Source organism: Paenibacillus sp. FSL W8-0186, from assembly GCF_037969765.1.
Lineage (GTDB): Bacteria > Bacillota > Bacilli > Paenibacillales > Paenibacillaceae > Fontibacillus > Fontibacillus woosongensis.
Map to the genome: position 1 here is coordinate 3448171 of NZ_CP150207.1, position 23452 is coordinate 3471622.

Annotated in this window: 15 protein-coding genes; 1 reads left to right on the forward strand and 14 read right to left on the reverse strand. The window is 52.5% G+C overall.

What is annotated here, in order from left to right:
- Positions 1 to 28 precede the first annotated feature (28 nt).
- The 6 genes from MKX50_RS15635 to MKX50_RS15660 form a co-directional block, all read right to left on the reverse strand.
- Positions 29 to 1681 carry a family 10 glycosylhydrolase gene (locus tag MKX50_RS15635; protein WP_339157329.1) on the reverse strand — a complete coding sequence of 551 codons (1653 nt, stop codon included), beginning with the start codon at positions 1679 to 1681 and terminating at the stop codon, positions 29 to 31.
- A gap of 167 nt (positions 1682 to 1848) precedes the next feature.
- On the reverse strand, positions 1849 to 2274 hold the full coding sequence (gene mntR, locus MKX50_RS15640; RefSeq protein ID WP_155610218.1) for a transcriptional regulator MntR: 426 nt from the start codon (positions 2272 to 2274) through the stop codon (positions 1849 to 1851).
- 110 nt (positions 2275 to 2384) lie between these two features.
- The gene (locus tag MKX50_RS15645; protein WP_213590507.1) at positions 2385 to 3098 is read right to left on the reverse strand and encodes a cytochrome c biogenesis protein CcdA; all 714 of its coding nucleotides are present in this window, start codon (positions 3096 to 3098) and stop codon (positions 2385 to 2387) included.
- A 44-nt stretch (positions 3099 to 3142) separates the two neighbouring features.
- Positions 3143 to 3937, reverse strand: a complete 795-nt coding sequence (locus tag MKX50_RS15650) for a metal ABC transporter permease (protein WP_213590506.1) — start codon at positions 3935 to 3937, stop codon at positions 3143 to 3145.
- Between the two features lie 102 nt (positions 3938 to 4039).
- Positions 4040 to 4801, reverse strand: coding sequence for an ABC transporter ATP-binding protein (locus tag MKX50_RS15655; RefSeq protein ID WP_155610221.1), 762 nt, complete (start codon positions 4799 to 4801; stop codon positions 4040 to 4042).
- A gap of 31 nt (positions 4802 to 4832) precedes the next feature.
- Positions 4833 to 5834, reverse strand: a complete 1002-nt coding sequence (locus tag MKX50_RS15660) for a zinc ABC transporter substrate-binding protein (protein WP_339157330.1) — start codon at positions 5832 to 5834, stop codon at positions 4833 to 4835.
- 543 nt (positions 5835 to 6377) lie between these two features.
- On the opposite strand from MKX50_RS15660, the gene MKX50_RS15665 reads away from it, so the two are divergent.
- Positions 6378 to 12731, forward strand: coding sequence for an S-layer homology domain-containing protein (locus tag MKX50_RS15665; RefSeq protein ID WP_339157331.1), 6354 nt, complete (start codon positions 6378 to 6380; stop codon positions 12729 to 12731).
- An 87-nt stretch (positions 12732 to 12818) separates the two neighbouring features.
- Here the strand turns inward: MKX50_RS15665 and metG are convergent, their stop codons facing one another.
- The 8 genes from metG to MKX50_RS15705 form a co-directional block, all read right to left on the reverse strand.
- Entirely contained in the window at positions 12819 to 14792 is a 1974-nt protein-coding gene (gene metG, locus MKX50_RS15670) for a methionine--tRNA ligase (RefSeq protein ID WP_339157332.1), read from the reverse strand.
- A gap of 142 nt (positions 14793 to 14934) precedes the next feature.
- On the reverse strand, positions 14935 to 15129 hold the full coding sequence (locus tag MKX50_RS15675; RefSeq protein ID WP_339157333.1) for a hypothetical protein: 195 nt from the start codon (positions 15127 to 15129) through the stop codon (positions 14935 to 14937).
- 86 nt (positions 15130 to 15215) lie between these two features.
- Positions 15216 to 15491 (reverse strand): membrane protein insertion efficiency factor YidD, encoded by a 276-nt coding sequence (gene yidD, locus MKX50_RS15680; protein ID WP_213590500.1) that lies wholly within the window; start codon positions 15489 to 15491, stop codon positions 15216 to 15218.
- Positions 15492 to 15493: 2 nt separating this feature from the next.
- On the reverse strand, positions 15494 to 15949 hold the full coding sequence (locus MKX50_RS15685; RefSeq protein WP_213590499.1) for a Fur family transcriptional regulator: 456 nt from the start codon (positions 15947 to 15949) through the stop codon (positions 15494 to 15496).
- 180 nt (positions 15950 to 16129) lie between these two features.
- Complete coding sequence (locus MKX50_RS15690) at positions 16130 to 18337, reverse strand: stalk domain-containing protein (RefSeq protein WP_339157334.1); 2208 nt, start codon at positions 18335 to 18337, stop codon at positions 16130 to 16132.
- Between the two features lie 188 nt (positions 18338 to 18525).
- Entirely contained in the window at positions 18526 to 20199 is a 1674-nt protein-coding gene (gene nagZ, locus MKX50_RS15695; protein ID WP_339157335.1) for a beta-N-acetylhexosaminidase, read from the reverse strand.
- Complete coding sequence (locus MKX50_RS15700) at positions 20186 to 21997, reverse strand: sensor histidine kinase (RefSeq protein WP_339157336.1); 1812 nt, start codon at positions 21995 to 21997, stop codon at positions 20186 to 20188. The genes nagZ and MKX50_RS15700 overlap by 14 nt, the downstream gene beginning before the upstream one ends.
- A 27-nt stretch (positions 21998 to 22024) precedes the next feature.
- The gene (locus MKX50_RS15705; protein WP_213590495.1) at positions 22025 to 23398 is read right to left on the reverse strand and encodes an extracellular solute-binding protein; all 1374 of its coding nucleotides are present in this window, start codon (positions 23396 to 23398) and stop codon (positions 22025 to 22027) included.
- Positions 23399 to 23452 lie beyond the last annotated feature (54 nt).

Sequence of the window (23452 nt, forward strand, 5' to 3'; positions counted from 1 at the left end):
ATGTCATGGGGGCTATTCCTATGTCATCCTAGGAGCCGAAATATGATTTCAATAATGGAACTAGTCCAAGAGGATTTTTCCTTAAATCTTTGGCGCTAAAAAAGATGCTGCCCTTCACTTCAGGTATACGCTCATTGTACTCCAGCTGGTGGATAATTTCGTCCGCCGAATGCCAGCCGACTTCCGGTGTGCCAATCTTGTAAGGAGCATGGCCTATATACAGCTTCACCCGCGTTCCCCGAACCTCCTGTGCCCACCAGTCTGTCAAAATATCGTAGCGCACCTCAGGGCGCGTAAGACTCCAATACAATTGCGGCGTAACGTAGTCAATCCATTCATTGCGAATCCAGGTTCTAACGTCGGCATAAGTGCTGTCATAAGCGGTTATCCCGGCCTTCGTATCTGAACCGGTAATATCCGAAGCCTTGTTGCGCCACACCCCAAACGGGCTGATGCCGTAAGAAACTGCCGGCTTGACGGCGCGGATGTTCTGACCAAGGTCGCGCACGAACTGGTTGATATTGTCACGGCGCCAGTCCCCTTTGTTCAACTGCTTCGCGTTGTATCGCTTCATCGTTGCATCGTCATTGAATTTGCTGGAAGCCGTCTCGCCGGACGGGTAGAAATAATCATCCAGATGCACCCCGTCAATATCGTAGCCATTTACGACTTCCATAATGGCATCAATAATATGCTGGCGCGCTTCAGGAATCCCGGGATTAATATAGAGCTTGTCGGCAAATTTGACGATCCAGTCCGGATGCTGATGAACGACATGGCTGCTTGGCAACTTGCTCGTATCGGCATTCATGCTAGCGCGGAACGGATTAAACCAAGCGTGAAACTGCATGCCCCGGCGATGCGTCTCCTCAATGAGAAATGCCAGCGGATCATATCCGGGATCCTTGCCCGCTGTTCCGGTCAGATAAACCGACCATGGCACAAGCTGGGAAGGATAGAGCGCATCTGCGGTAGGCCTGACTTGAACGAATACCGCATTTAACCCCATGGCCTGGATCTCGTCCAGCAGCTTGATGTATTCCTGCTTCTGCTGCTCGGCGTTTCCGTACGAGGCCTTCGTGGGCCAATCGAGATTGAGCACTGAGGATACCCAGACTCCCCGCAGCTCGGACGCTGCTCCGCCGCCTCCAGGCTGCTGAACCGCAGGTGGTGGTGTAGATGGCTGTTCGGTCGGAGGAATAACGGGCGTTGTTGGCCCGGTAATTGGCGGAATGCTCGTCCCCTGTGAAGATAGCGCTATCGTTCGCGTTGCGGAATTCCAGTCTACCTGCAAACCAAGCTGTTCCCCAACGAAACGAAGCGGAACCATCGTACGCCCGGACTGGATCTCCGCCGAAACATCGAGCTTCACCGCGGCATGATTCACTTGCGCCGATGTGCTCCCCACCCGCAATACGATGATATTGCTGTCTTTCGCAATCGTCACGGACTTGGCGCTGGCCAGCCAGTCGACCTGAGCCCCCAGGCCTTCACTGATCACTCGAAGCGGTACCATTGTGACATTGTATTTCGGTTTGATATACGGAGGCGCATCGCTGGAGAGGATCCGCCCATCCAGAACAATTTCGATCGGACGCGCCGCCGCAGCATCCGCGTGACCGGAGAACGGCCAAATCAACAGCAGAATGATAAAGGAAAAGAACCAAGTGCGAAATTTCATGAGTAACCTCCAGATCATAGTAAATAATTGCCGGCGTCCAAATATAGTCCCCTCTATCTCTAACGCCTTCCATGTCCCAAGAGTTGCGTTTACCTTGCAATAAATGACTTGCGCCGGACTATAAGACAAAAGAAAAAGCATCTGTCCGGGCAAGACAGATGCTTTAGCTAGGATTCGTTCATGATCTCCTTATCGACATCCCGAAGATCCTGAATTCTGGTTTCGTCGCGCTTGAAATAATCCACCAGAGCAGCGATGCGGGTAATCGAGTCCCAGCTCAGATGATGCTCGATTCCCTCCACATCTTTATAGATGTTCTCCTCATCGACGCCGATCATTTCCAAAAATTCCTCCAGCAGATGATGCCGGTCAACGAGACGCTTGCCGATCTTCTTGCCTTTGCTCGTAAGCACCAGGCCCCGATATTTCTCATAAATGACGTATTCGTCCTTATCCAGCTTCTGGATCATCTTCGTGACGGAAGAAGGATGTACCTCCAGTCCTTCGGCAATATCGGAAACACGCGCATAGCCCTTCTCATCAATGAGCTTGTATATGCGCTCCAAATAATCCTCCATACTAGGTGTTGGCATCTTACGAACCTCTTTTCCTCTATTGGCGTCGCGGAAACTGACCGCATTACCAAATGCTACTATATTTATGATACATGTTGAGCTCGTCCGTTGGCAAGTGCGCCCGAAATTTAGAATTTAAGCCATTCAGGCGTAATCTGCTGCAGCCAAATCGTAATTTTGGCCATTTGGTTCGTAAACAGCAGCACCCCCATCAACAGCATTAGCGCACCGCCGATTTTCATGATCGCCGCAGAATAGCGGGTAATCCATTTCGTGCTGCCGATGAAGAAAGCCAGAATGAAAAACGGCAAAGCAAAGCCCAGCGTATATGCCGTAATCAGGTTTAGCCATGTTCCCGGCTCACTGACTGCCAGCGAAATAATCGCGGCCAAAATCGGCCCTACGCAAGGCGACCAGCCGGCGGAAAAGCCGATGCCAAAAATAAAAGAAGCCACGTATCCGCTCTTCTTTAGCTTGATATCCATTTTGCGTTCCTTCAGCAAAAATTGCGGCTGGAATATGCCGAGCAAAAACAAGCCCATAAGTATAATTAAAATAGCAGAAATCTGGCGGATCAAATCCCGATAATGGATGAAAAACTCGCCAAAAAGCCCGGCCCCGAAGCCAAGAGTATAGAAAACAACAGAGAATCCCAGAATAAAAGCGAGCGTGTGCGCCATCGTCTTCATACGGACTTCCCGCTTGTTTTGCTCCTTCTGTAGCGTTTGCACAGACATCCCCGTAATATAAGACAAATAGGACGGGTAGAGCGGCAAGGCGCAAGGCGAAATGAAGGAGGCAACACCTGCCCCGAAAGCTATCACTACATTAATATCAGCCATTACAGCCTCCGATCCTCAGATGAGATAGAAAGTATTGTAATGTTCTAAGCGTTCAGCCCTTTTTTGCCTATAAGAGTAACGATCAGCATGCCGATGAGCAGCAGCACAATCGTAGCACCCGGCGCCAGATTCCAAATGCCGGCCATAACCAGCCCGATCACAACGGCAATTTCCGCGATAATGACCGAGAAGATCACCGAGGACTTGAAGCTGCGCGCAATAAGCAGGCTGCATGCCGCAGGAATCGTAATTAAAGCGGATACGAGCAGGGCGCCAACGATTTTGATAGCGGTACTAATGACCAGCGCCGTCAGCACAGTAATCAGCAGGTTGAACAGCTTAACGGGCAGCCCGCTGACCGCAGCGGCATCCTCCTCAAACGTAAGAAGGAAAAATTCCTTGAAGAACAGGGCCACAACGGCGATAACGACGAGCGTAACTGCGCCGACGATATATAAATCTTCCCTGCTCAAAGTATAAATGCTGCCGAACAATACATCCGTATTGTACCCTATCCCGAGCGTAAAGAACAGCGACGCCAGCGCCACGCCACCGGACATGATGATGGCTATCGACAGTTCCGCGTAGGCTTTATAAGCTTTGCGCAGCTTCTCGATCGCGAAGGAGGCCAGTACTGCAAAGGCCAGCCCGACCCATATCGGATTGGCATGGATCAGGAAACCGAGGGCCACGCCCGCAATCGTTACATGGGCCAGTGTGTCCCCGATCATCGACAAGCGGCGCAGCACTAAAAAAATACCGATCAGGGGGGCTGTAATGCCAATGAGCAGCCCGCCTATCAGCGCTCTTTGAAAAAATTCTGCCGTAAGTATTTCCAAGTTTCACATCTCCTAAGAGTTTTGCGGAGCAAAACTTACTTCGTAAGCATAAGCTTAGTTTTGCGTAAGCAAAACTTACATCGAAAGCATAAGCTGGCCAATCTATTGGATTGAATGCTGAAGATCGGGAATTGAACAATCCTGATCATGGGAATGCTTCACATAGAACTTGATCGCTCCGCAGCGATCCAGCGGCTCATTGCCCAAATTATCTTCAATCATTTCCACATCATGCGAGACCATGAGAAACGTCATATGATGGTGCGCATGCATATGGAAAATCAGCTCAAAGAAATCTTCCTGGGTCTGCGCGTCGATTCCGACTGTAGGCTCGTCTAAAATTAGCAGATCCGGCTTATTGATCAAGGCCCTGGCCAAAAAGACGCGCTGCTGTTGCCCGCCGGACAGCTCCCCGATCCGTTTGTCGGCAATATCCCCGATGCGCATCACCTCAAGCGCATCGTCGCATTTCACCTGCTCCGCCTTGCCGATGCGGCGAAACAGCTTCTTATTGTTATACAATCCCGACATGACGACTTCTCTTACAGTCGCCGGAAACAAAGGGTTGAACGAATTTTTCTGCGGCACATATCCAATCCTGTCCCAATCACGAAAACGACGGATCGGCTGTCCAAACAGGCGAATTTCCCCGTCGGTCGGCGACAGCAGCCCGACCATCATCCGCAGCAGGGTCGTCTTGCCGGCCCCGTTCGAGCCGATGACCCCGACGAAATCGCGTTCTTTTACCGTAAAACTGAAGTTCGAGATCACGTTCTTGTCCTTATAGGAAAAGGAGACATCGGCAAGCTCAATAATATTGTCATGGCAGGCCAACGCTGATGCTGCTAAATTGTCCGGTTTCATCTTGACCGTCCTTCCGCTGGTATGTCTCCCCTTATTGTAAGGCGAGAACAAGATTTTGCAAATTTTTCTCCATCAATGTAAAGTAATTCTCTCCCGCCTGCTCCTGCTGCTTCGTCAGCCCCTCAACCGGATTAAGCACCAGCGTTTTCACGCCCGCTTCCGAGGCCAGCGTGCTCACAAGCTTATCAGACACAAGCTCCTCAAAAAAGATATATTGAATACCTTCTTCCTTCACCAGCTTGGACAGATGAATCAAATCCTGGGCTTTCGGTTCCGCTTCGGGCGTCAGGCCCATAATCGAATGCTGAGTCAGCCCGTAATCCCGGCACAGATAGCCAAACGATTGGTGGGATACGACGATCTCTTTCCGGCTCGTCTTCGCCAGTTCCTCCGTAAACTTGGCATCAAGCTGCTGCAAGCGGGCATGCAGCTGTTCATAGCGGTCCTCGTATTGCTCCCGATGAACGGGATCAACCTCGATAAAGCTGTTTTTGATATTCTCAGCCATGATCATCGCCGATTTCGGGCTTACCCAAGTGTGCGGATCGATATGGCCGTGGTCATGATTATGCTCATCTTCGGCATGGACTTGCCCGTCTTCATCATGATGATCGTCGTTGCCTGCGCCATGCTGGTGTCCATCCTCTTCACCGCTCGAGATCAGGGTAATCCCCTGGCTTACTTCGACGGTCTTCACCTTGGAGTCGCTGCCCAGGCCTTTAAGGAAGCTGTCCAGCCATCCTTCAAGCCCTGCTCCGTTGTATAAGAACAGCTGTGCTTTGGACGTGTTGAGAATTTCCTGGCTGCGCGGCGTCCAATCATGCGGCTCGACGCCTACAGGCATCAAATTGATAACATGCGCCTCTTCTCCGCCTATCTCTTTTGCAAATTCATAGAGAGGATAAAAACTCGTAACGACGTTGACCTTGCCCGCAACGATCTTATTTTCATTATTGCCGCTTCCGCAGCCGGCCAGCAGCAGAACTGCCGCAAGAAGCAGTAGAACTGCTTTCCACCCTTTATATATGTTCATGTATGACGCCATTATGATCTTCCTTCCTAGCCATCCTTAATCGTAATTATTACTAGAAGGATTATAGGGTCAAAATAAAACGATTGTCAACCGCCTAAATTTGTCTTTGGCGTATTGTCACATTCTAGTGTTGGCGCATGCTTGGCAAAATAAACGGCTAATGGCGTAACGGAGTTACGTTCGAAGAGCATAGTATGGAGCTAATAAAATTACATGTTCTTATCCGAAATTTTCGTTATTGACTTAGCAAGAGGCTTGCTTCGCCTAAGATACATAACAATCTTGCAGGTTGTGCATTGAAAAGTACATGTTCCCCTTCTAACGTGTGTGGTATAACAGCTAATGAGTTTGAAATGCGCATTTTAAAAAGCGCGATATCAGCAATGAAAGGAGGCGTGCATCCAAGGAGAGAATCGAAATGGATACGGACGATCCGCCTGGAAAGTCGAGTACTTCCTTCATGACGAGTATTTTTGATAGCGGTTTCACCCCGTGTCTCGCTACTACCGACGTCTGAAAGTTTATCAAAAGGAGGATGTATGAATGAGCAAGAAGCGCACTGTCAGAAACAGGTTATGCTCTATTGCTATGACCGCGATGCTGTTGTTTGGTTTGTATCCCCCATTCGGTCTTTCCGATGTATCCGCTGATAGCGTGCATACCGTCCACGCGGCCGCTTACATGGGTGCCAGGACAGCCGCAGAAACTACTTTGCCTGATAGCATGGAAATGGAAGGCCAGAGCGCGCCTGTCACTTGGCATATCGGCGAGGATACCTTTGCGGTGCCTTACGATACGGTGACGGTTACCGGTACGGCTGGAGGCAGAGCGGTCTTGGCAAATGTGGAAGTTATTCCGCCCTCTAGCCATCCCTTGGTTTATTTCGTGGATAGCGGCCGAGGCGGCGATTCCCTTGGCAACAGTCCTAGTACCTCGCCATTGTACGAGGCGGTCAAAGAACTGACCGGCGCACCCTTGCTCAATCAGTTGCCGGATCAGAAGTTTGACGCAACGAACGGCTGGGGGTTCGACGATTCGGTACACAAGGTAAAAAACTCCAAAGACGGAGGGCATACAGACCCCGCTGCGGATCCGTCGATATGGGTTGTCGGGCTGCGGGCTGCGGGCGATCATATCATTTATCAGCTCAAAGCCCTTGAAGCTGGAACCTATACGCTCAGCAGCGGTTTTCACGACTGGTACGGCAGCCGCTCCCGCGTGATGCGCCCCAATATCGAGTATCAGGATATCAGCGGCGATCGAAAGATGATCTATCTTGATCAGTTCAATACTAATGCGACTAAGCTCATTTCCAGCGAATTTACGATCCCCGGAGACATTGACACCAGCGTTCCCCTGAAACTGACCTTTGCTTATGTGTCCGGCGAAAAACCAATCTTGAGCTGGTTCGCCATAGCCAAGGGCGGGATCAAAGGCTTGATTGAAGACGCTCGGCAAAATGCAGCATCAGCGGTCAAGGTTTTGCTGGACGGCAACGATATCAAAGCCGGCAATGTCAACGGCCTCACATTCAAGGGATTTGGCGTACTGAGCGCAAACAGCACCAGCGCCCTGCTAATGGATTATAAGGCTGAGCATCCTGAGTCTTATGCAGAATTGCTGCAGATTCTGTTTGGCGGAGACAACCCCATCATGACACATGTGAAAATTGAGATGGGCAACGACCGCAATAACTCCACCGGTCCGGACCCGGCCACGATGCGTACGGCCGATGAAGAAGCCAACGTTGCCCGGCATCCCGGTTTCCAGCTTGCGGCCGACGCGAAGGCCGTGAACCCTAATCTCAAAGTGAGCATCCTGCGCTGGAGTGCTCCCGCCTGGGCGGACAACAACGACAAAATCTATGCCTGGTATAAAAACACCATTCTGGCCGCTTATCGCGAGTACGGCTATATGGTCGATTACGTGAATCCCCATATTAACGAGCATGCGCCGGACCTGACGTGGACAAAACAATACGCCGAACGGGTTAGAACGGATCATGCCGGCTTTGCGAGCGAAGAAGAGAAAGCGCTTTATCAACAGATGAAGGTTGTTATTTCCGATGAAGTCGGAATTGGCTCCTTCGGAGGCAGCATGGTGAGCGACGCTTCTCTGCGGGACGCGGTATCAGTCGCCGCCTACCACTACAATACGGATGATGATAGTGCGGGCAATTTCAAACGGCTCGCGGAGCAATTCGACGTCGAGGTCTGGAACAGCGAGGCGCAGGCCACCTTCAGCAACTCGTCCTTCCGTCCCAACAACAATATGAAGGATCCTGCAGTTGCAGGCACCGGCATCGGCGGTACAGGCAGCGCGCTGGAGATGGGCAATACCATTATCAAGGGATTCGTCAATTCCCGGCGGACGCATTTTGTTTATCAGCCAGCCATCGGCTCCTTCTACGAAGGCGGTCAATATTCCTTCAAGGAATTGGTCAGCGCTCGCGACCCTTGGTCGGGCTGGATTCATTATGACGCCGGTCTTCACATCCTGCAGCATTTTAGTTGGTTTGCGAAAGCCGGCTGGGAGAACGGCAATAACGACGAGGGAATTTGGAGAGCGGTTCCGCAGGCTAGCTACACCGGCGCGACAGGCACTAATCCGGTCAGCGGACGCAACGGCACGCCAAGCTATATGACACTCGCAGCCCCCGACAAGAGCGATTTTTCAACCGTTATTGTCAATGACAGCGAGTATGAGAGAACCTACAAACTCCAGACAGTCAATATGGCGTACACGGGCACCCCTTCCCTGGAAATATGGGAAACTCGGGCCGCCGGCAAAGGAGAAGCCTTCAACAGCAGCTACATGCAATATCGCGGGAAGGTTTCTGCTGACGGAGGCGGAATTTACACTGTGCGCGTCAAACCTTATTCCATCGTAACCGTAACGACATTGGAAAACAGCGGGAACAATGCGTACCATACACCATTCCCTGTTGAGGGCGAGCGCACCGTGCTCGACACCGATGCAACAGGATCGGTTCAGAATACCGGGGATGGTATCCTTTACGCCGACGATTTTGACTATTCTGGCAAGACGGTTCCTGTAATTGGAGCAGGCGGTCAAATTACGGGCTATCAAAGCTATATCGATTCACGCGGCGGTTCTAAAGGCGCAATCCCCCGCTACACCCATGATCGTAACGGCGCGTTTGAAGCATATCTGGACGAGCAAACCGGAAATTACGTTCTGCGCCAGCAATTGGACCGGGGGCTTATGGGACTTGGCGGTACGTGGAACAACGGCGAGCCCGTCACAGCCATCGGCGACTACCGGTGGACCAACTATAAGGCCAGCGTCGACGTTTCGTTCGAAACGAACAATACGCAAGGCGGCGCAAATTACGCTGCGATAGGCGCCCGGTATCAGGGCGGCGGCAGCTCCCATACGATTAACGGTACACCTTATGTACTGAAATTTTGGTTTGACGGCGGCTGGCAGCTGCAGGTCGATGGCCGTTCCGTGGCCAACGGCAATGTCGTGAGCGGTTCCGGCGGCGTAAAGATCAATGACTTTGACAACACTTATAACGCATGGCATAACATTGCGATTCAAGTGGCGGGAAGTCAGGTGACAGCCTTCCTGGACGGCGTGGAGCTTGTCTCCTACACCGATCCGCACCCCAAGCTGTCCGGCCGGGTAGATTTGGGCAGCGGATACTATCACGTTCGTTTTGACAATTTACTGGTAGAAACAGTGGAAGGCTATGCACCGTACTATTCCGAGACGCTTGACGATCTGGAAATGCAAGACCTGGCTCCCGTTCCCCAGCCCAAACTCGTTTATAGCGGTTCGTGGGCCCATAACAACGGCCAGGGCATGTTCCATTATCAACGCTCCCTTTCCACCAGCCAGGGCGCTGATGCTGCGCTGGAATATACCTTTGTAGGCACCGGACTGGATATTCTGGGCCCCAACGATGGTTCGGCGAAGCTGGAGGTGATGGTGGACGGGCAAATCGTAGCGCCTTCAGCCGCCGCGACAGCTTCCAAGGAATTGTACCAAACCTTTACACTTCGCGGGCTTGCATTTGGCCAGCATACCGTCCGGATCAAGGTGTTAAGCGGCACCTTGGTGGTGGACGCCGTGGCGGTCGTTTCCGGCGAAGTGCAAGGTACGCCTGATATAGCTGCTCTCCAAGAAGCGGCAGCAGAGGCGCAAGTGATCAACAAGCTGGACGAATTCCGCGACAGCGACTGGCAGCTCTTCGAAGCCGCGCGGAATGCTGCCCAGGAAGCTCTGAATAACCCTGCTTCCTACCGATTGGATCAAGAAGGAGCTGAACAGCTCACGGCGCGCCTTGTTTTTGCCCAGAAACAGTTATTTACGGGCGATATACGGGAGCTTGGTTCGCCTCATTATGCTGCCGCCTACGTCGGTGGAGCGCCAAATCTTCCCGAGAAAGTGGAGGCGACACATGAAGACGGATCGAAGTCGTTCGTGACCGTGAATTGGAATTTGGACGGTGTCCGTTTCGACACCCCCTATGAAACGGTAACCGTAAACGGCACTTATGGAAGCCTTACAACCGTTTGCTATGTAGAAGTAGTCCCCGAGGACATTTTGTATTTCGCTGATCTTAACGCTACCGAGACCGGACTGACAGCAGGACATACATCTTCCAATACGCTCGGCTATGATTCGCCGGCATACAGAGCTGTCGCTGTCCTTGCGGACGCCGACGGCAAACCGCTTCTCAACGATGCCCCGGACCGGATTTACGACTCCGCCAAAGCCTGGGGTCACAGCGGCTACAATGCCAGCGGCTCGCCGTCCGTCTCTTACAAAGGGATCGTTAGCGGCCCGTACAGCAAGCAAAGCACAACCGGCATCTATACGGCCAATCAGACCGGAGCGGCCCTTACCTATACGTTTGATCATCTGCCTGCTGGCGAGCATACGATAACGCTTGGCACATACAGTTGGTGGCCCGAATACTCCCGCACCGAAGAAGTCTACCTTGAATATGGCGACAAAAACGAACTTGTGGATACTATAACGCTTGACAGCAATTCATTTGACGTAGTACAAGGGTACACCTTCTCCATGGCGGAAGCCGGGGCATTGACTCTCAAACTGGTGGCGAAAAACAACCAGTCGCCAATGCTGTCCTTTGTCGGGATTGCACCGGTCAAAACCCCGGAGGCGGATGTCACGAAGCCCGTCATTACCTTGTTGGGTGAACCGGTTGTTCGTCTGAACGTTGGGGATGATTACGCAGATGCAGGCGCGGCGGCGACCGATGATCGGGATGGCGACATTACAGATCGGATTGTAACCACAGTGACCAGCAGCGTATACGGACTGACGGCAATTGACACATCGATTCCAGACGTTTACAAGGTTCATTACAATGTAAGCGATGACGCAGGCAATGCGGCTGACGAGGTGACAAGAACGGTTATCGTAACGGAGGACATCGAAGCCGATGTGACCAAGCCGGTCATTACCTTGTTAGGCGAACCAGTGGTTCGTCTGCCCGTCGGTGCTGACTACACGGATGCAGGCGCAACGGCGATCGATGATCGGGACGGCGACATAACGAATCGGATTATGACCACGGTAACCAGCAGCGTATATGGACTGAAGACAATCGATACATCGAAAGCCGGAACGTATACGTTCCACTACAACGTAAGCGATGCGGCGGGCAATGCGGCTGACGAAGTGACAAGAACGGTGACTGTCTATAGAAAAGATCACGGCGGCACGACAACGACTCCGCCATCGAACACTTCGGCTCCTCCATCAGGGCCTAAGCGTCCAACGAAACCCGAGATCCCCTCGACTACTCTGGTTCTTGATGCAGACGATTTACGAGACACAGCCGACGGCACAGTAATCGTTCGTATTTCGGAGAACCAAGATACCGTCATTCTTCCGGGGAATATTGCAGATATTCTAGGAGATCACCGTCTCCGTCTCGCCGGCCCGAATATGACCATTGAATTCCCTGCTGCATCTCTGAGGAGCATTCAAGCCGTTGTACCTGGAGATGAGGCCAAAGAAGCGCAGATTCATTTCTCAATGCGGCCCGTTTCGGAGGAAGAAGCCGCCCGGCTTATTCGCAGCTCAGCGGCCAACCGAACCGTTCAGTTGACGGCAGCAAGCGATATGTACGATCTCAACATGCGGGTTGTTGGCGCAGACGGAACTTCCGAACCGGTCCCAGCCTTTGCCGAGCCAATAACGATTGCGCTGCAAATCGATCCGAATGCCGATCCCGATTTATTGGGCATATACTTTATTTCGGCAGACGGAACCCTGGAGTATATGGGCGGGACGTTAGCGGAAGGCATGATCACCGCGAAAATACATCATTTAGGGAAATATGCCGTTCTCGAATACAACAAAACGTTCGCCGATGTAGGAGAGAGCCATTGGGCGAGTCAAGCTATTAAAAAAATGGCGGCAAAGCACATCATTGCAGGGATCGACGACACGCGTTTTGATCCGCAAGGTAGCGTAACACGGGCCGAATTCGCAGCAATGCTGACACGCGCATTAGGGCTAACGGCTGCTGATACCTTGACGTTCACGGATGTGAGTCCTGATGCTTGGTATGCCGAAGCAGTCGCCAAGGCAAGCAGCGCTGGAATCGTGCATGGGCGCGATTCGAACACATTTGCACCAAATGCCGTCATCACCCGGGAAGAAATGGCCGTGATGATCGTGCGTGCGTATAAGTATTTGCATGGCGAAGAGACAACCACGTCATACCTGGAGTCGTTTAGCGATAACGGACAAATTGAACCTTGGGCGAAGGAGGCCGTGGGAGCCGCACAAGCATGGGATCTCATCCGGGGACGAGGGAATAACCAGTTTGCTCCGAAAGCGCCGATGACGCGAGCGGAAAGTGTGCTAGTAGTTTCTAAAATTCTAAATTAAACAGAGTTCATGAATAAAAAAAGGCGAGTCCGCGCCATACATGCGCGGACTCGCCTTTCAATTTTTTCGATGCTTGCCTTACCTATCTTACTTCACGATCGCGCCGTTTGGCATCGAATCTGGAACGGTCGCCAGCGTCAGCTTATCTCCCTGCGAGGCGGCCAGAATCATGCCCTGCGACAGCTCGCCGCGAAGCTTGACCGGCTTGAGGTTTGTCACGCAGATCACTTTGCGGCCAACCAGCTCCTCCGGCTTGTAGAATTTCGCAATTCCGGAGACAACCTGGCGCTGCTCATAGCCGAGGTCGAGCTGCAGCTTAAGCAGCTTATCCGCTTTCGGCACCGGCTCGCAGGCGATAACCTCGGCCACGCGCAGCTCTACCTTCGCAAAGTCGTCGATACCGATCTCCGGCTTCGACTCCTCCTTGACGGCTTCCGCCTCCTGCGCTTTGGCAGGCTCTTCTGGAGCAGGCTCTGCTCCCGCGGACATCGAATCGACGATGTACTGGATTTCCTGATCGGCATCAAGTCTAGGGAAGATCGGCTCCCCTTTGCCCAGCTTCGTTCCAGCCGGAATCAAGCCGAACGATTTCGCGCTCTCCCAGGAAGTGAGCTCTCCTGGCTCAATGCCCAGCTGCGCCCAGATTTTGGCCGGAGCCTGGGTCAGGAACGGCTGCAGCAAGATGGAAGCGATGCGCAAGGATTCTGCCAAGTGAACCATGACCGAAGCTAGCTCCTCCCGCTTCGCTTCGTCCTTGGCCAGCACCCAAGGCTGCGTCTCATCAATGTATTTATTCGTCCGCCCGATGAATGCACTGATCGCTGTCAAGGCTACGGAGAACTCCAGATTCTCCATCACTTCCTCCACCTTGCGGATCGTTTGCTGCGCGAGTTCGGACAGCTCAGCATCGTACGGCGTTACATTTGGACGATACGCCGGCAGCTCCCCGTCAAAATACTTGCCGATCATCGCCACCGTGCGGTTCAGCAGGTTCCCGAGATCATTGGCCAGGTCTGAGTTGACGCGCTGCACGAAGCTCTCCGGCGTAAAGGAACCGTCAGAACCGAACGGAACCTCGCGCAGCAAGTAATAGCGCGTTGCATCCAGGCCATAACGGTCGATCAGCATGTTCGGATCAACGACATTTCCTTTGGATTTGGACATTTTACCGCCCTTCGTCAGCAGCCAGCCGTGTCCAAAGACCTTTTTCGGCAGCGGCAGATCCAGCGCCATGAGCATGATCGGCCAGTAGATCGTATGGAAACGGACAATCTCCTTCCCGACGAGGTGGACATCCGCCGGCCAATAGCGGTCATACAGCTCCGGATTGTCCGTGCCGTAACCGAGCGCCGTAATATAATTGGACAATGCGTCGATCCACACGTAGATGACGTGCTTCGGATCTCCCTTGACCCGGATCCCCCAATCGAATGTCGTACGGGATACCGCCAGATCCTCGAGACCTGGCTTGATGAAGTTGTTGATCATCTCATTCTTGCGGGATTCCGGCTGAATGAAGTCAGGATTCTCCTCATAGTACTGCAGCAGGCGATCCGCGTAGTGGCTCATGCGGAAGAAATAGCTCTCCTCTTTCACCAGCTCGACCGGACGTCCGCAATCTGGACAATTGCCGTCTACGAGCTGGCGCTCCGTAAAGAACGATTCGCACGGCGTGCAGTACCAGCCCTCGTATTCGCCTTTATAAATATCACCCTTCTTCACCAGACGGTCGAAGATTTCCTCAACGACGGCTTTATGGCGCGGTTCGGTGGTGCGAATGAAGTCATCGTTGGAAATGTCCAGCTTCCGCCACAAGTCCTTAATGCCGACTACAATGTCGTCGACGAATTGCTGCGGAGTCTTGCCGCTCTCCTGGGCTTTACGTTCGATCTTCTGCCCATGCTCGTCCGTACCGGTCAAATAGCGCACATCATAGCCGCGCAAACGCTTGTAACGCGCAATAGCGTCCCCGGCCACCGTCGTGTAAGCGTGACCGATATGCAGCTTGTCGCTTGGATAATAAATCGGCGTCGTGATATAGAATGTTTTTTTCTCAGCCATATTCCTTCGTCCTCCTTCATCATCGAAACATCATCGAAAGCAACGCAAACAAAAAAACTCCCACCCCGTATGGGGCGAGAGATGACTCACGCGTTACCACCCAAATTCCCTGCGTCTTCGCAGACGGCAGGCTCTGTCGGTCTTAACGACCCTCCGTTAACGCCGGATTCCGCGCCGCCCCCTTACCGATGACCGGGGTTATTCCCCCGCCTAGACGGCTCGAAAGCAGTTCCTCCCGGACCATCTTCCAAAGCCGATTCAGACCGGTTTGCAGCTCCCCCGGCTCTCTGTCACTGAATCCCTCTCTGTACTTATCCGTTCGTCGGAATGATATCATGCATGATCAAGCAGCTCATGTGTTTATCTTCTATCTTAGAAAAAGACCATGCCTCTGTCAAGCGGTCCTGGGCCGCTGGCTAGGCCTCATGACGAGCTCCCGTCGTTAAGCTGGCCTCCCTGCTCCGGAATCGGTGATTTTCTTGGAGGAACGGGATCGATCCCGCCAGGGTGAAAAGGATGGCAGCGGGCAATTCGTCTGGCTGCGAGCCAGGACCCTTTCACCGGGCCGTGCACTTCGATCGCCTCCAGAGCGTAGGCGGAGCAGGTCGGGTAAAACCTGCAGGTCGGCGGCTTCAGCGGAGAAATAAACTTCCGGTAGAAAATGATCGGGCCTTTAACCGCTTTGCGAACGATGCCCATCTTCAGGACGTCCCGCTATTCTGAGGCAGCCGCTCGTCGTTCAGCTCGCGGCGGCAGTCTTTACAGTAGCCGAACACTTCGAACTTATGCTTCACGACCTGGAATTGCTCAGGCGCGTCCGTCAAAGGCATGGGGCAGAAATGGATCGGATACGTCCGCTCGCATTGCAGGCAGATCATATGGTGATGATGATGCCCCTCGCTGCAGCTGGCCCGGAACTTGAGGCCGTCCTCAAACATGATCTGCTCCAATACCCCCAGTTCCTCCATCACCCGCAAATTGCGGTACACTGTATCAAAGCTGAGGCCGCTATATATTTTTTCCATATATTCATAAACGTCTTTCGGCGTTAAATATCCGTCACGCTCTGCAAACAGCTTGGCCAGCGTTCTGCGCTGATCCGTAATCCGCAGCCCTCGGGCGGACATGACCCCGATGATTTGTTCACTCGACAGCATGTGCATACCTCCCGTCTGAACTTGCGTTATGCATGCGTCTCTACTAATAATGCCCGAAAAAAACAGCAGCGTCAATGAAGGCCCGCCCAGCTCGCCACGATCTCTCAACACAGCAACAAAAAAGGCAAGCCCGACCTTGCTTGGTCCGGCCTGCCCTGAACGGTACAGGATATGAAATGATTAGTGCTTGATTTCAGGTAAAGGCTGGAATAACAGATTAACGGACAAGCTGCTGCCCGGTGCTGCAGTGAACAGCATTTCCACCGTCTCCTCGAGGTCTCCGGTCCGGTACAGCACGGCCGCCTCGTGGGGGGCCTTCAAACCGCTCGTATCAGGAAGCTGGACGATCCGGCCATTCACCATAATCACCCCATCGTATTGCCCGCCCCGGGGATTAAACGTGATCAGCGTCCGGGGAGCGACCCGGTAGAGCTTGATCCGGTACAGCACGCCGAAGTTGCCCGCGTTCATTTGATACGTCCCTGTCGCACCGTCCCTGCCGACGAGATAAGGGTCCTGCGAGTTGTCGCCGATCATCAGACGGGCAGGCGTAAGGCCCAGAAGATCGCCGTACCGGATGTTTCTTGTCGCATCGAAATATGTTCCCCGGTTGTGGTTATCCATAGGCAATACGGACAAATTCTGCAGGGCATTAATAGGATCTCTAGTCGTCGAAAGCATGATGACGTGATATTGAATCGTCTGATCGCTGTATAAGTCGGCGAACAGGGATACAACATCTCCCTGTCTCATTATGCTGGAGCTGAGTTCTGTAAATATAACTTTGCTTTGTCCAGGAGACAGCCAGACGTCCTTAAACTTATTGCCGTACTGCATCGATTCAAAATAGCGCTGAACCGACATTTTGCCGGAAGCAGTCGCGTATTTCGTAGGTCCGCCCATCCCTAAGCTCGTCTGAGTTAAGCGCGCGGTTTCCGTGCCGCGGTTTGTGGCTACGACGTACATCTTGACGTTTTTCCTCGTTGAGTTTACATGATGCAGCATGAATCTTGTATTTCCGATCGCCGATTCCCGGTAGAGGATGCCTTCGGAATAGACCGTCTCCGGGCTGTTGCTGCGAATTAGTGTTACAGGCTCCGTATCATATTGGTAAGGAACCTTAGTCCAAGTGGGAATCTTGGTACCGTCAAACGAGTATTTGCTGCCGACTGGAGTATAAATCTTGTAGAATTCGTCCCTCGTATACAATATCTCTTCCGTAATCGTAATCGTCTTCTCGACCGTCGAGGACAGCCCGTACTTATTCCTTACAGTCAAGCGGATCGTCTTCGGCCCTGGCGTGAAGAAAGCCATTTCATTGTTGAGCCATTCGCGCGATACGATCGCATTATCCTCGTCCGTACTATAATCCGTGTAAGAAATGAATTCCCCGATCTTATAGGTATCCTTATTCGTAGTAAAATCAGCGACCGGAGGCGTATGCGGCTTGTTCACCGTCACGGTTAGCCAGAACGTATCGCTCCATTGTCCGCTGGAATCCTTGACACGGTAACTGACCACGTATCTGCCCGGATACATAAAGACTTCCTCGCGCCCCTCCCACTGCTCCTCCACAATCGGCAGTCCTTTCGGGGAATATGCGCTAGGGATATACTGCACCAAAGTCTCGCCTGCGAAAATTTCCGGGTTGCCGATGCTGAATGCGGCGACCGGCTTCGTCGACAGGTTGAGAACGACCTTCTTCTCCTGCTGGTTGACCGTATAGGGGATGCCAAGCGCTTGCGTAATAGAGGTTAACGGAACCAAGAATACGCCGTTAGAAGAATATGAGGGCCCTTTCATTGACTTGACGGCACCGTTCACTTTATAGGTCTTGCTGTTCAGCTTGAAGCGCAGCTCGTCGCCGCCCCGCCGGATGATCGTCTCTTTGGTTTTATTGTCGAAGGATAATTTCAAGCCCGTCCGCTCTACGATCGCCCGGATAGAGATGTACGAAACTCCGTCCTTGACCGTCATCGGATGCGGTGCCAAGTATTGCTTGCCGTTCTGATACATTTTGTTGCTATTCATCATCAAAACCAGCTGGCTGACACCGGAATCTGCTGCCCCATTCGCCGTCCCCGCTGCGACAACGCTGGTCTGCTGGCTCTCCGGTGCAGATTTGGTTTCCGTCGGCTGCACCGTACCGTTTGCCGCAGGGAATTCTTCCTTGCTGCCTGAGCCGGTTCCTTCAGCCTCCGGGTTTTCCTGATCGGTTATGCTCGTCTGAGCATCCTGCCATTCGGTTGCGATGCTGGTTTGTTCTGCCTTGATATCCTCCGTGCTTAGAATACTTCCATGTACGGTCTCTGCCGCACTAGCAGGTAGAACCATGGTCACAAATGAAGCTATGGATACGGTGGTGAGGACCATTTTTTTCAAATTCATTGCTTGACTCCTTCTACTCCCATTTGAATAATACTGTCACTTGTACACTTATTATTTAACGCGGTTTTATAGGAAAAGTTGCTGCTCCTATCGCACGGACACGCAAAAACCGGTAAAATCCGTCATGTAATACGGACTTATACCGGTTTAGTAGGTAATTAGTGCCATATTAAAATGATGCTCCAGGGTTACAGGCCGTGTCCTATCGGGAACTGAGGGTTGAGGCCTACCGGAAGCTTGCCCTGCGGGCGAAGCTGCCCGAACAGCACTTTGGCAAGCGCGTCAAGCGAATATTGCCGGTTCTCGTATAGGCACAAATAGGTTCCGATTTCAGGAAAAAAATTGATATCATATGGATTCCGCGTAGATACAACTATAATACTAGAACCATGAATTTCATTCAATCCCTGAATTAAGGAAATTTGCCCTTCGGAGACCTCTCCTTCCGCGGTGTAAGTAAGCACGATAATCTGCCTGAAATTCCTGCTCTGTTCTATCGCACCGCGAATTTCGCCGCTATCGGGAAAAGTGCCTACGGTAACCAGTGTCACTTCCTCCGCATAAGGAGCGATCGCATCGGCCAGCGTGTAACGATGCACAGCTGGCTCATCCACCTCAGTCCGGCGGCGCAGCTCCGGCCAGATGACGAGTACAGGCTCCGCTCCGTCTAGAGGCAAATTGCGGCTTGCATCGCTTACGAGCGTCACACTGCGCTCTGCGATCTGCCGCAGCAGCGGTTCGCTCTCCTCCTTGGGCGTCAGCGGGCGGCTGCAGGGCTCCGGCGGCGAGCTCTCTTGTACAACGCCGATGCGCTTCTGCTTCAAGGACAGAATACGCCTCACGGATTCATCGATTTGTTCCTCGCTTAATCGTCCGCTTTGCACAGCAGCGAGCACTGATTGAATCGCTCGCACCTGCTCCTCCAGCGTATGGCTGACCAGGACGATGTCCGCTCCGGCCTCGATGGCCCGTACGGCGCCCTCGGCAATGCCGCAGCTTTTGGATATCGCATGCATCTCCAGGCAATCCGTGATGATGACGCCTTCGAATCCTAGCTCGGTGCGCAGTAAGCCGGTAAGTACGCGGCGGGACAGCGTTGCCGGAATTCCGTCCGGCTCAAAGGCTGGAAATATGACATGCGCCGTCATGATCATGTCGACGCCGCTCTCAATCGCTTTGCGAAACGGCGGCAGCTCAACGCGGTACAACCGCTCCTTGCTGTGCGGCACGCTAGCCAAACCATGATGCGAATCAACGGCTGTATCGCCGTGCCCCGGAAAATGCTTGGCCGTAGCGCTGACCCCCTGATTTTGGTAGCCCCGGATCGCTGCCGCTCCATGTTCGGCTACCTGCAGCGGGTCCTCGCCAAACGAGCGGACGCCGATCACCGGATTAGCCGGATTGTTATTAACATCAACGCACGGCGCAAAGTTCAGGTTGATGCCCAGGTCGGTTAATTCCTTGGCTGCCAGCGCAGCGGCCTTTTCCGTCAGCGCCGGATCGTTTGCGGCTCCGAGCGCCATATTGCCCTGAATTCGGCTTACGCCGTCATGATCCAGCCTCGCCACCATCCCGCCTTCCTGATCCATGGAGATAAACAGGGGAATTTCCGGTGTGCTGCGGGGCAGCTGCTGCAATTCCCGGGACAGCCTGGACAGCTGTTCCACGCTTTCGATGTTCCGGCGGAAATAAATGACACCGCCCAGGTGATGCTCCGCGATCAGCCCCTTAATTCCTTCATCTGCCGCTGTTCCGGGTAAACCGCATATAAACATTTGCCCGATTTTTTGCTCTAACGTTAGATTTGACAGTTCCAATCTTCTACACCTGCTTTCATATAATCGACTATTAAATAAAACCATGCTTGGGAATGACGCATTGAATGATCGTGCCTTGTCCGGGAGCCGAGCAAATGAACAATCCGAATCTGCGGCCATACTGCAAACGCAATCGGTCATGAACACTTCGCAGTCCCAGGCCCTGTCTCTCCGGACTTGGATAAGGCTTCAACGCATCGTACTGGACTTGCCCTAGCTCCGCATACTGGATGGAGGATAGCTGCTCCCCGGTCATGCCGATCCCGTTGTCTTCAATCCGCAGAATCATCCGGTCTTCCTCCAGGAATCCTGTAATCGTGATATGGCCCGGATATTCAATGCCGTCGAAGCCGTGCTGAATGCTGTTCTCCACGAGCGGCTGAAGCGTTAATTTGAGCAGCCGGTACGGCATCATTTCCTCCGGGATATCGATGGTATAATCGAACAAGTCGTCGAACCTGATCTTTTGGATTTCCAAATAGCTGTACAAATGCTCGATTTCGAGACTAAGCTTGATCTCTTCCTTCTCCTGAATGCTAATCCGCAAAATGCTGGCCAGGCGCAGCACCATTTCGCTCACCTTCCGCCCTTCGTTCTGAATGGCCAGAACGTTGATCGACTCCAGCGTGTTAAAGAGAAAATGAGGCTTGATTTGCGCCTGCAGCACCCGCAGCTCCGCGTTGGCCTTCTGCTCCTGCTCCGTCTTGACCTGTTCGAACAGCTCATTGATTTTGTTCATTTGATTGTTAAAGCCCTTTTGCAGCAAAAAGAGCTCGTCATCGCCTTTCTCCTCCACTCTGGCCTGTAAATCCCCCGCCTCGACCTTGCGCATAAACCGGACGATTTTGCCGATATGGCCGGTAATCCGGTTCATGAACAGCACGTTGAACAGCGTCGCTGTGATCAAGCATGTCAGCAGGATGGCGATAAACCATTTGGCAAAGGTCGTCACCTCCTGCGACAAATAGCTCCAGGAGGTTACAGATATCAGGCTCCAGGGATAACCTTGCAAATTGTAAATAGAAATGATGCTTTCCTGCCCGTTGAACTTTCCCTTGAAGCTCTGATACGTATCATTCGGAAGAAACGCCTTGTTAATATGCTCCTGAATGTGCTCGCCGTCAAACTCGGACTGATGATCGTATAGGACAAGACCGTCGTCATTAACGAGCATAAAACGGGTATCCTTCATTTCGCTGCCCAGCTTCAAATTCTGGAAAATCCGCTCAAACTCCCAGTTCTTGATCTGCACCGCCAGAATGCCGAGCGGCTTCATCGTATTTTTATCCTTGATCAGCCGGATTTGTGTGAATACGTTTTCAGAACCCGTCAGCTCTGGATACTCATAAGGTGCAATCCACTTCGACTGGCCCTTGAGCGCCTTCACTTCTTCATACAGGGGATGCAGCTTAAACTTCTCGTACGGCAGAGTCTGGAAGCTCTCCTTGTTAAACAAGGTCACCACGTTCGAGGTTTCGCCGTATCCCCGCTCACTGTACAGAAAAGCGTAATCGATGGCAGGATGGTTATATAGCAGGGAGCGGAAGTTTTTCTGGTTCTCGTTCAATTGAATTTGGCTGACCAGGTTCTGGGATTCGGGATCCTCGGCCATGAGCGCCATTTTGAATATTTCGTTGGAGATCCCGTTATCCGTTACATTGTCCATCTCTTGAAACACTTTTTTAATGCTATAGCTGATGGCCTTGAGCGAATATTCAGCCTGCTGGCTGTATTTTGTCTCGATCGATTGAAAGGTGACGAAAAACGTGACGACGCCAAGAATGAATAGCGGTACGATTACGAGGCCGAGAAAAGCCGTCAACAATTTGATCCTCAAGTTCATAGGTTGTCTCCTAGTGGAAAATAGTCCTTATGGAAGCTCCGTATTCGCTGCCTGCTGCGTCCGCTGCAGCGCTTCGAGCATTGCTCCCGGCTCCGCCGCCCCGCTGAGCATTTGCTGGAATCCGAGCCCCAGTGCCTCATTGACCGGCGTCTGGACAAGCGCGTCATAGGCAGGATATGAAATATCAATTTGCTCTACGCCGTTAAAAATGTCCTGCAGCAAGGGATCGCTCACCGTATCCGCAAGACGTTCGGCATCGATGACTAGAGCAGGAAGCACGCCGTCCTCCTTCAGCCCCCGCAGCTGCATTTCCTCCGTCCAAAAATTCACGATGAACCGCTTCACCGTCTGCAATTTACGGGGATCGTCCGCCATCGAGCTTGAAAAACCATACCCGTTGTTAAAGTCGTTCATGACGATGTATGGGTCACCCTCCGCTTCCGGCGGCATGTTGAAGTAACCGATTTTGCCGATTAAATCACCCGCCTGATCAGGATCTCTGAAAACTGAGTTCGCCCAAGATCCGTCCATCATCATGATCGCTTCGCCGCTAATGATTTGATTTCTCATATCGGTATATTCCGCGGCCAGCTCGCCAGGCATGTAATATCCTTTGTCAACCCATCCCTTATGCTTCTCGAAGGCCCGTACGACTTCCGGGTCGGTCCACTTGGCAGTGCCTGACCTGAAGCCGTATGTAATCTCGGGTCCAGCGAAATAAGACCATAAATTGTTCGTCGTCATTAGCGGAACCCAGGCTTCCTTGGAGGACTGGGCAAATGGAATTTTGCCGTCCGCCTTAATGAATTCCGCCAGCTGCTCCAACTGGTCAAGCGTCCTTGGCAGATGAAGCCCCTTCTCTTCGAAATAAGCCTTATTATAAAAAAAACCTTCGATTGACGCTCCGGCCGGCAAACCGTAAACTTTTCCGTCATGCGTATACGGCTCAAGACCCCTGATTTTATGTTTGAGCCCCAGCTCATCCAAAATCGGGGTCAAATCAAGCATCAGCCCTTCCCGCGCATAGATTCCGGAGTCCGGGCTGCCAAATACGTCGAAGATGTCCGGCGGCTTGCCGGCAGCCATCTCGCCGCGCAGCTTCTCCTTGCGGTTCACCTCGGAATCGACCCCATCCAGCCGGATTTTCAAACCGGGAATATCCGCTTCGGTCTGCCGAACGACGTCTTTCAGAATCGCCAGCCGAAATTTCTTGGACTCTCCCACCTGCGTATGTCGAATCGTCACTTCAAAAGGCTCGGCATGAACTTCTTCCTGCCCTCGTAGGGAGGATCCATTCGCCCCTGCCGGACCGGCGTCCTCGTTCCCCTTATCGCATCCGGATGCAAGCATGGCCGCTGCGATGAAGAGCAGAATAAGGCATAATATGGAACGATTTCTCATTGAATGCAAATCCCCCTATTTTATATGAAGCTATCTCTATTATAGTCCGGGCAG

Excerpts from the sequence above, each read along its gene's own strand:
- MKX50_RS15635 (WP_339157329.1), bottom strand. The coding sequence starts at position 1,681 with ATGAAATTTCGCACTTGGTTCTTTTCCTTTATCATTCTGCTGTTGATT.
- mntR (WP_155610218.1), bottom strand. The coding sequence starts at position 2,274 with ATGCCAACACCTAGTATGGAGGATTATTTGGAGCGCATATACAAGCTC.
- MKX50_RS15645 (WP_213590507.1), bottom strand. The coding sequence starts at position 3,098 with ATGGCTGATATTAATGTAGTGATAGCTTTCGGGGCAGGTGTTGCCTCC.
- MKX50_RS15655 (WP_155610221.1), bottom strand. The coding sequence starts at position 4,801 with ATGAAACCGGACAATTTAGCAGCATCAGCGTTGGCCTGCCATGACAAT.
- MKX50_RS15660 (WP_339157330.1), bottom strand. The coding sequence starts at position 5,834 with ATGAACATATATAAAGGGTGGAAAGCAGTTCTACTGCTTCTTGCGGCA.
- MKX50_RS15665 (WP_339157331.1), top strand. The coding sequence starts at position 6,378 with ATGAGCAAGAAGCGCACTGTCAGAAACAGGTTATGCTCTATTGCTATG.
- metG (WP_339157332.1), bottom strand. The coding sequence starts at position 14,792 with ATGGCTGAGAAAAAAACATTCTATATCACGACGCCGATTTATTATCCA.
- MKX50_RS15675 (WP_339157333.1), bottom strand. The coding sequence starts at position 15,129 with ATGATATCATTCCGACGAACGGATAAGTACAGAGAGGGATTCAGTGAC.
- yidD (WP_213590500.1), bottom strand. The coding sequence starts at position 15,491 with ATGGGCATCGTTCGCAAAGCGGTTAAAGGCCCGATCATTTTCTACCGG.
- MKX50_RS15685 (WP_213590499.1), bottom strand. The coding sequence starts at position 15,949 with ATGCTGTCGAGTGAACAAATCATCGGGGTCATGTCCGCCCGAGGGCTG.
- MKX50_RS15690 (WP_339157334.1), bottom strand. The coding sequence starts at position 18,337 with ATGAATTTGAAAAAAATGGTCCTCACCACCGTATCCATAGCTTCATTT.
- nagZ (WP_339157335.1), bottom strand. The coding sequence starts at position 20,199 with ATGGTTTTATTTAATAGTCGATTATATGAAAGCAGGTGTAGAAGATTG.
- MKX50_RS15700 (WP_339157336.1), bottom strand. The coding sequence starts at position 21,997 with ATGAACTTGAGGATCAAATTGTTGACGGCTTTTCTCGGCCTCGTAATC.
- MKX50_RS15705 (WP_213590495.1), bottom strand. The coding sequence starts at position 23,398 with ATGAGAAATCGTTCCATATTATGCCTTATTCTGCTCTTCATCGCAGCG.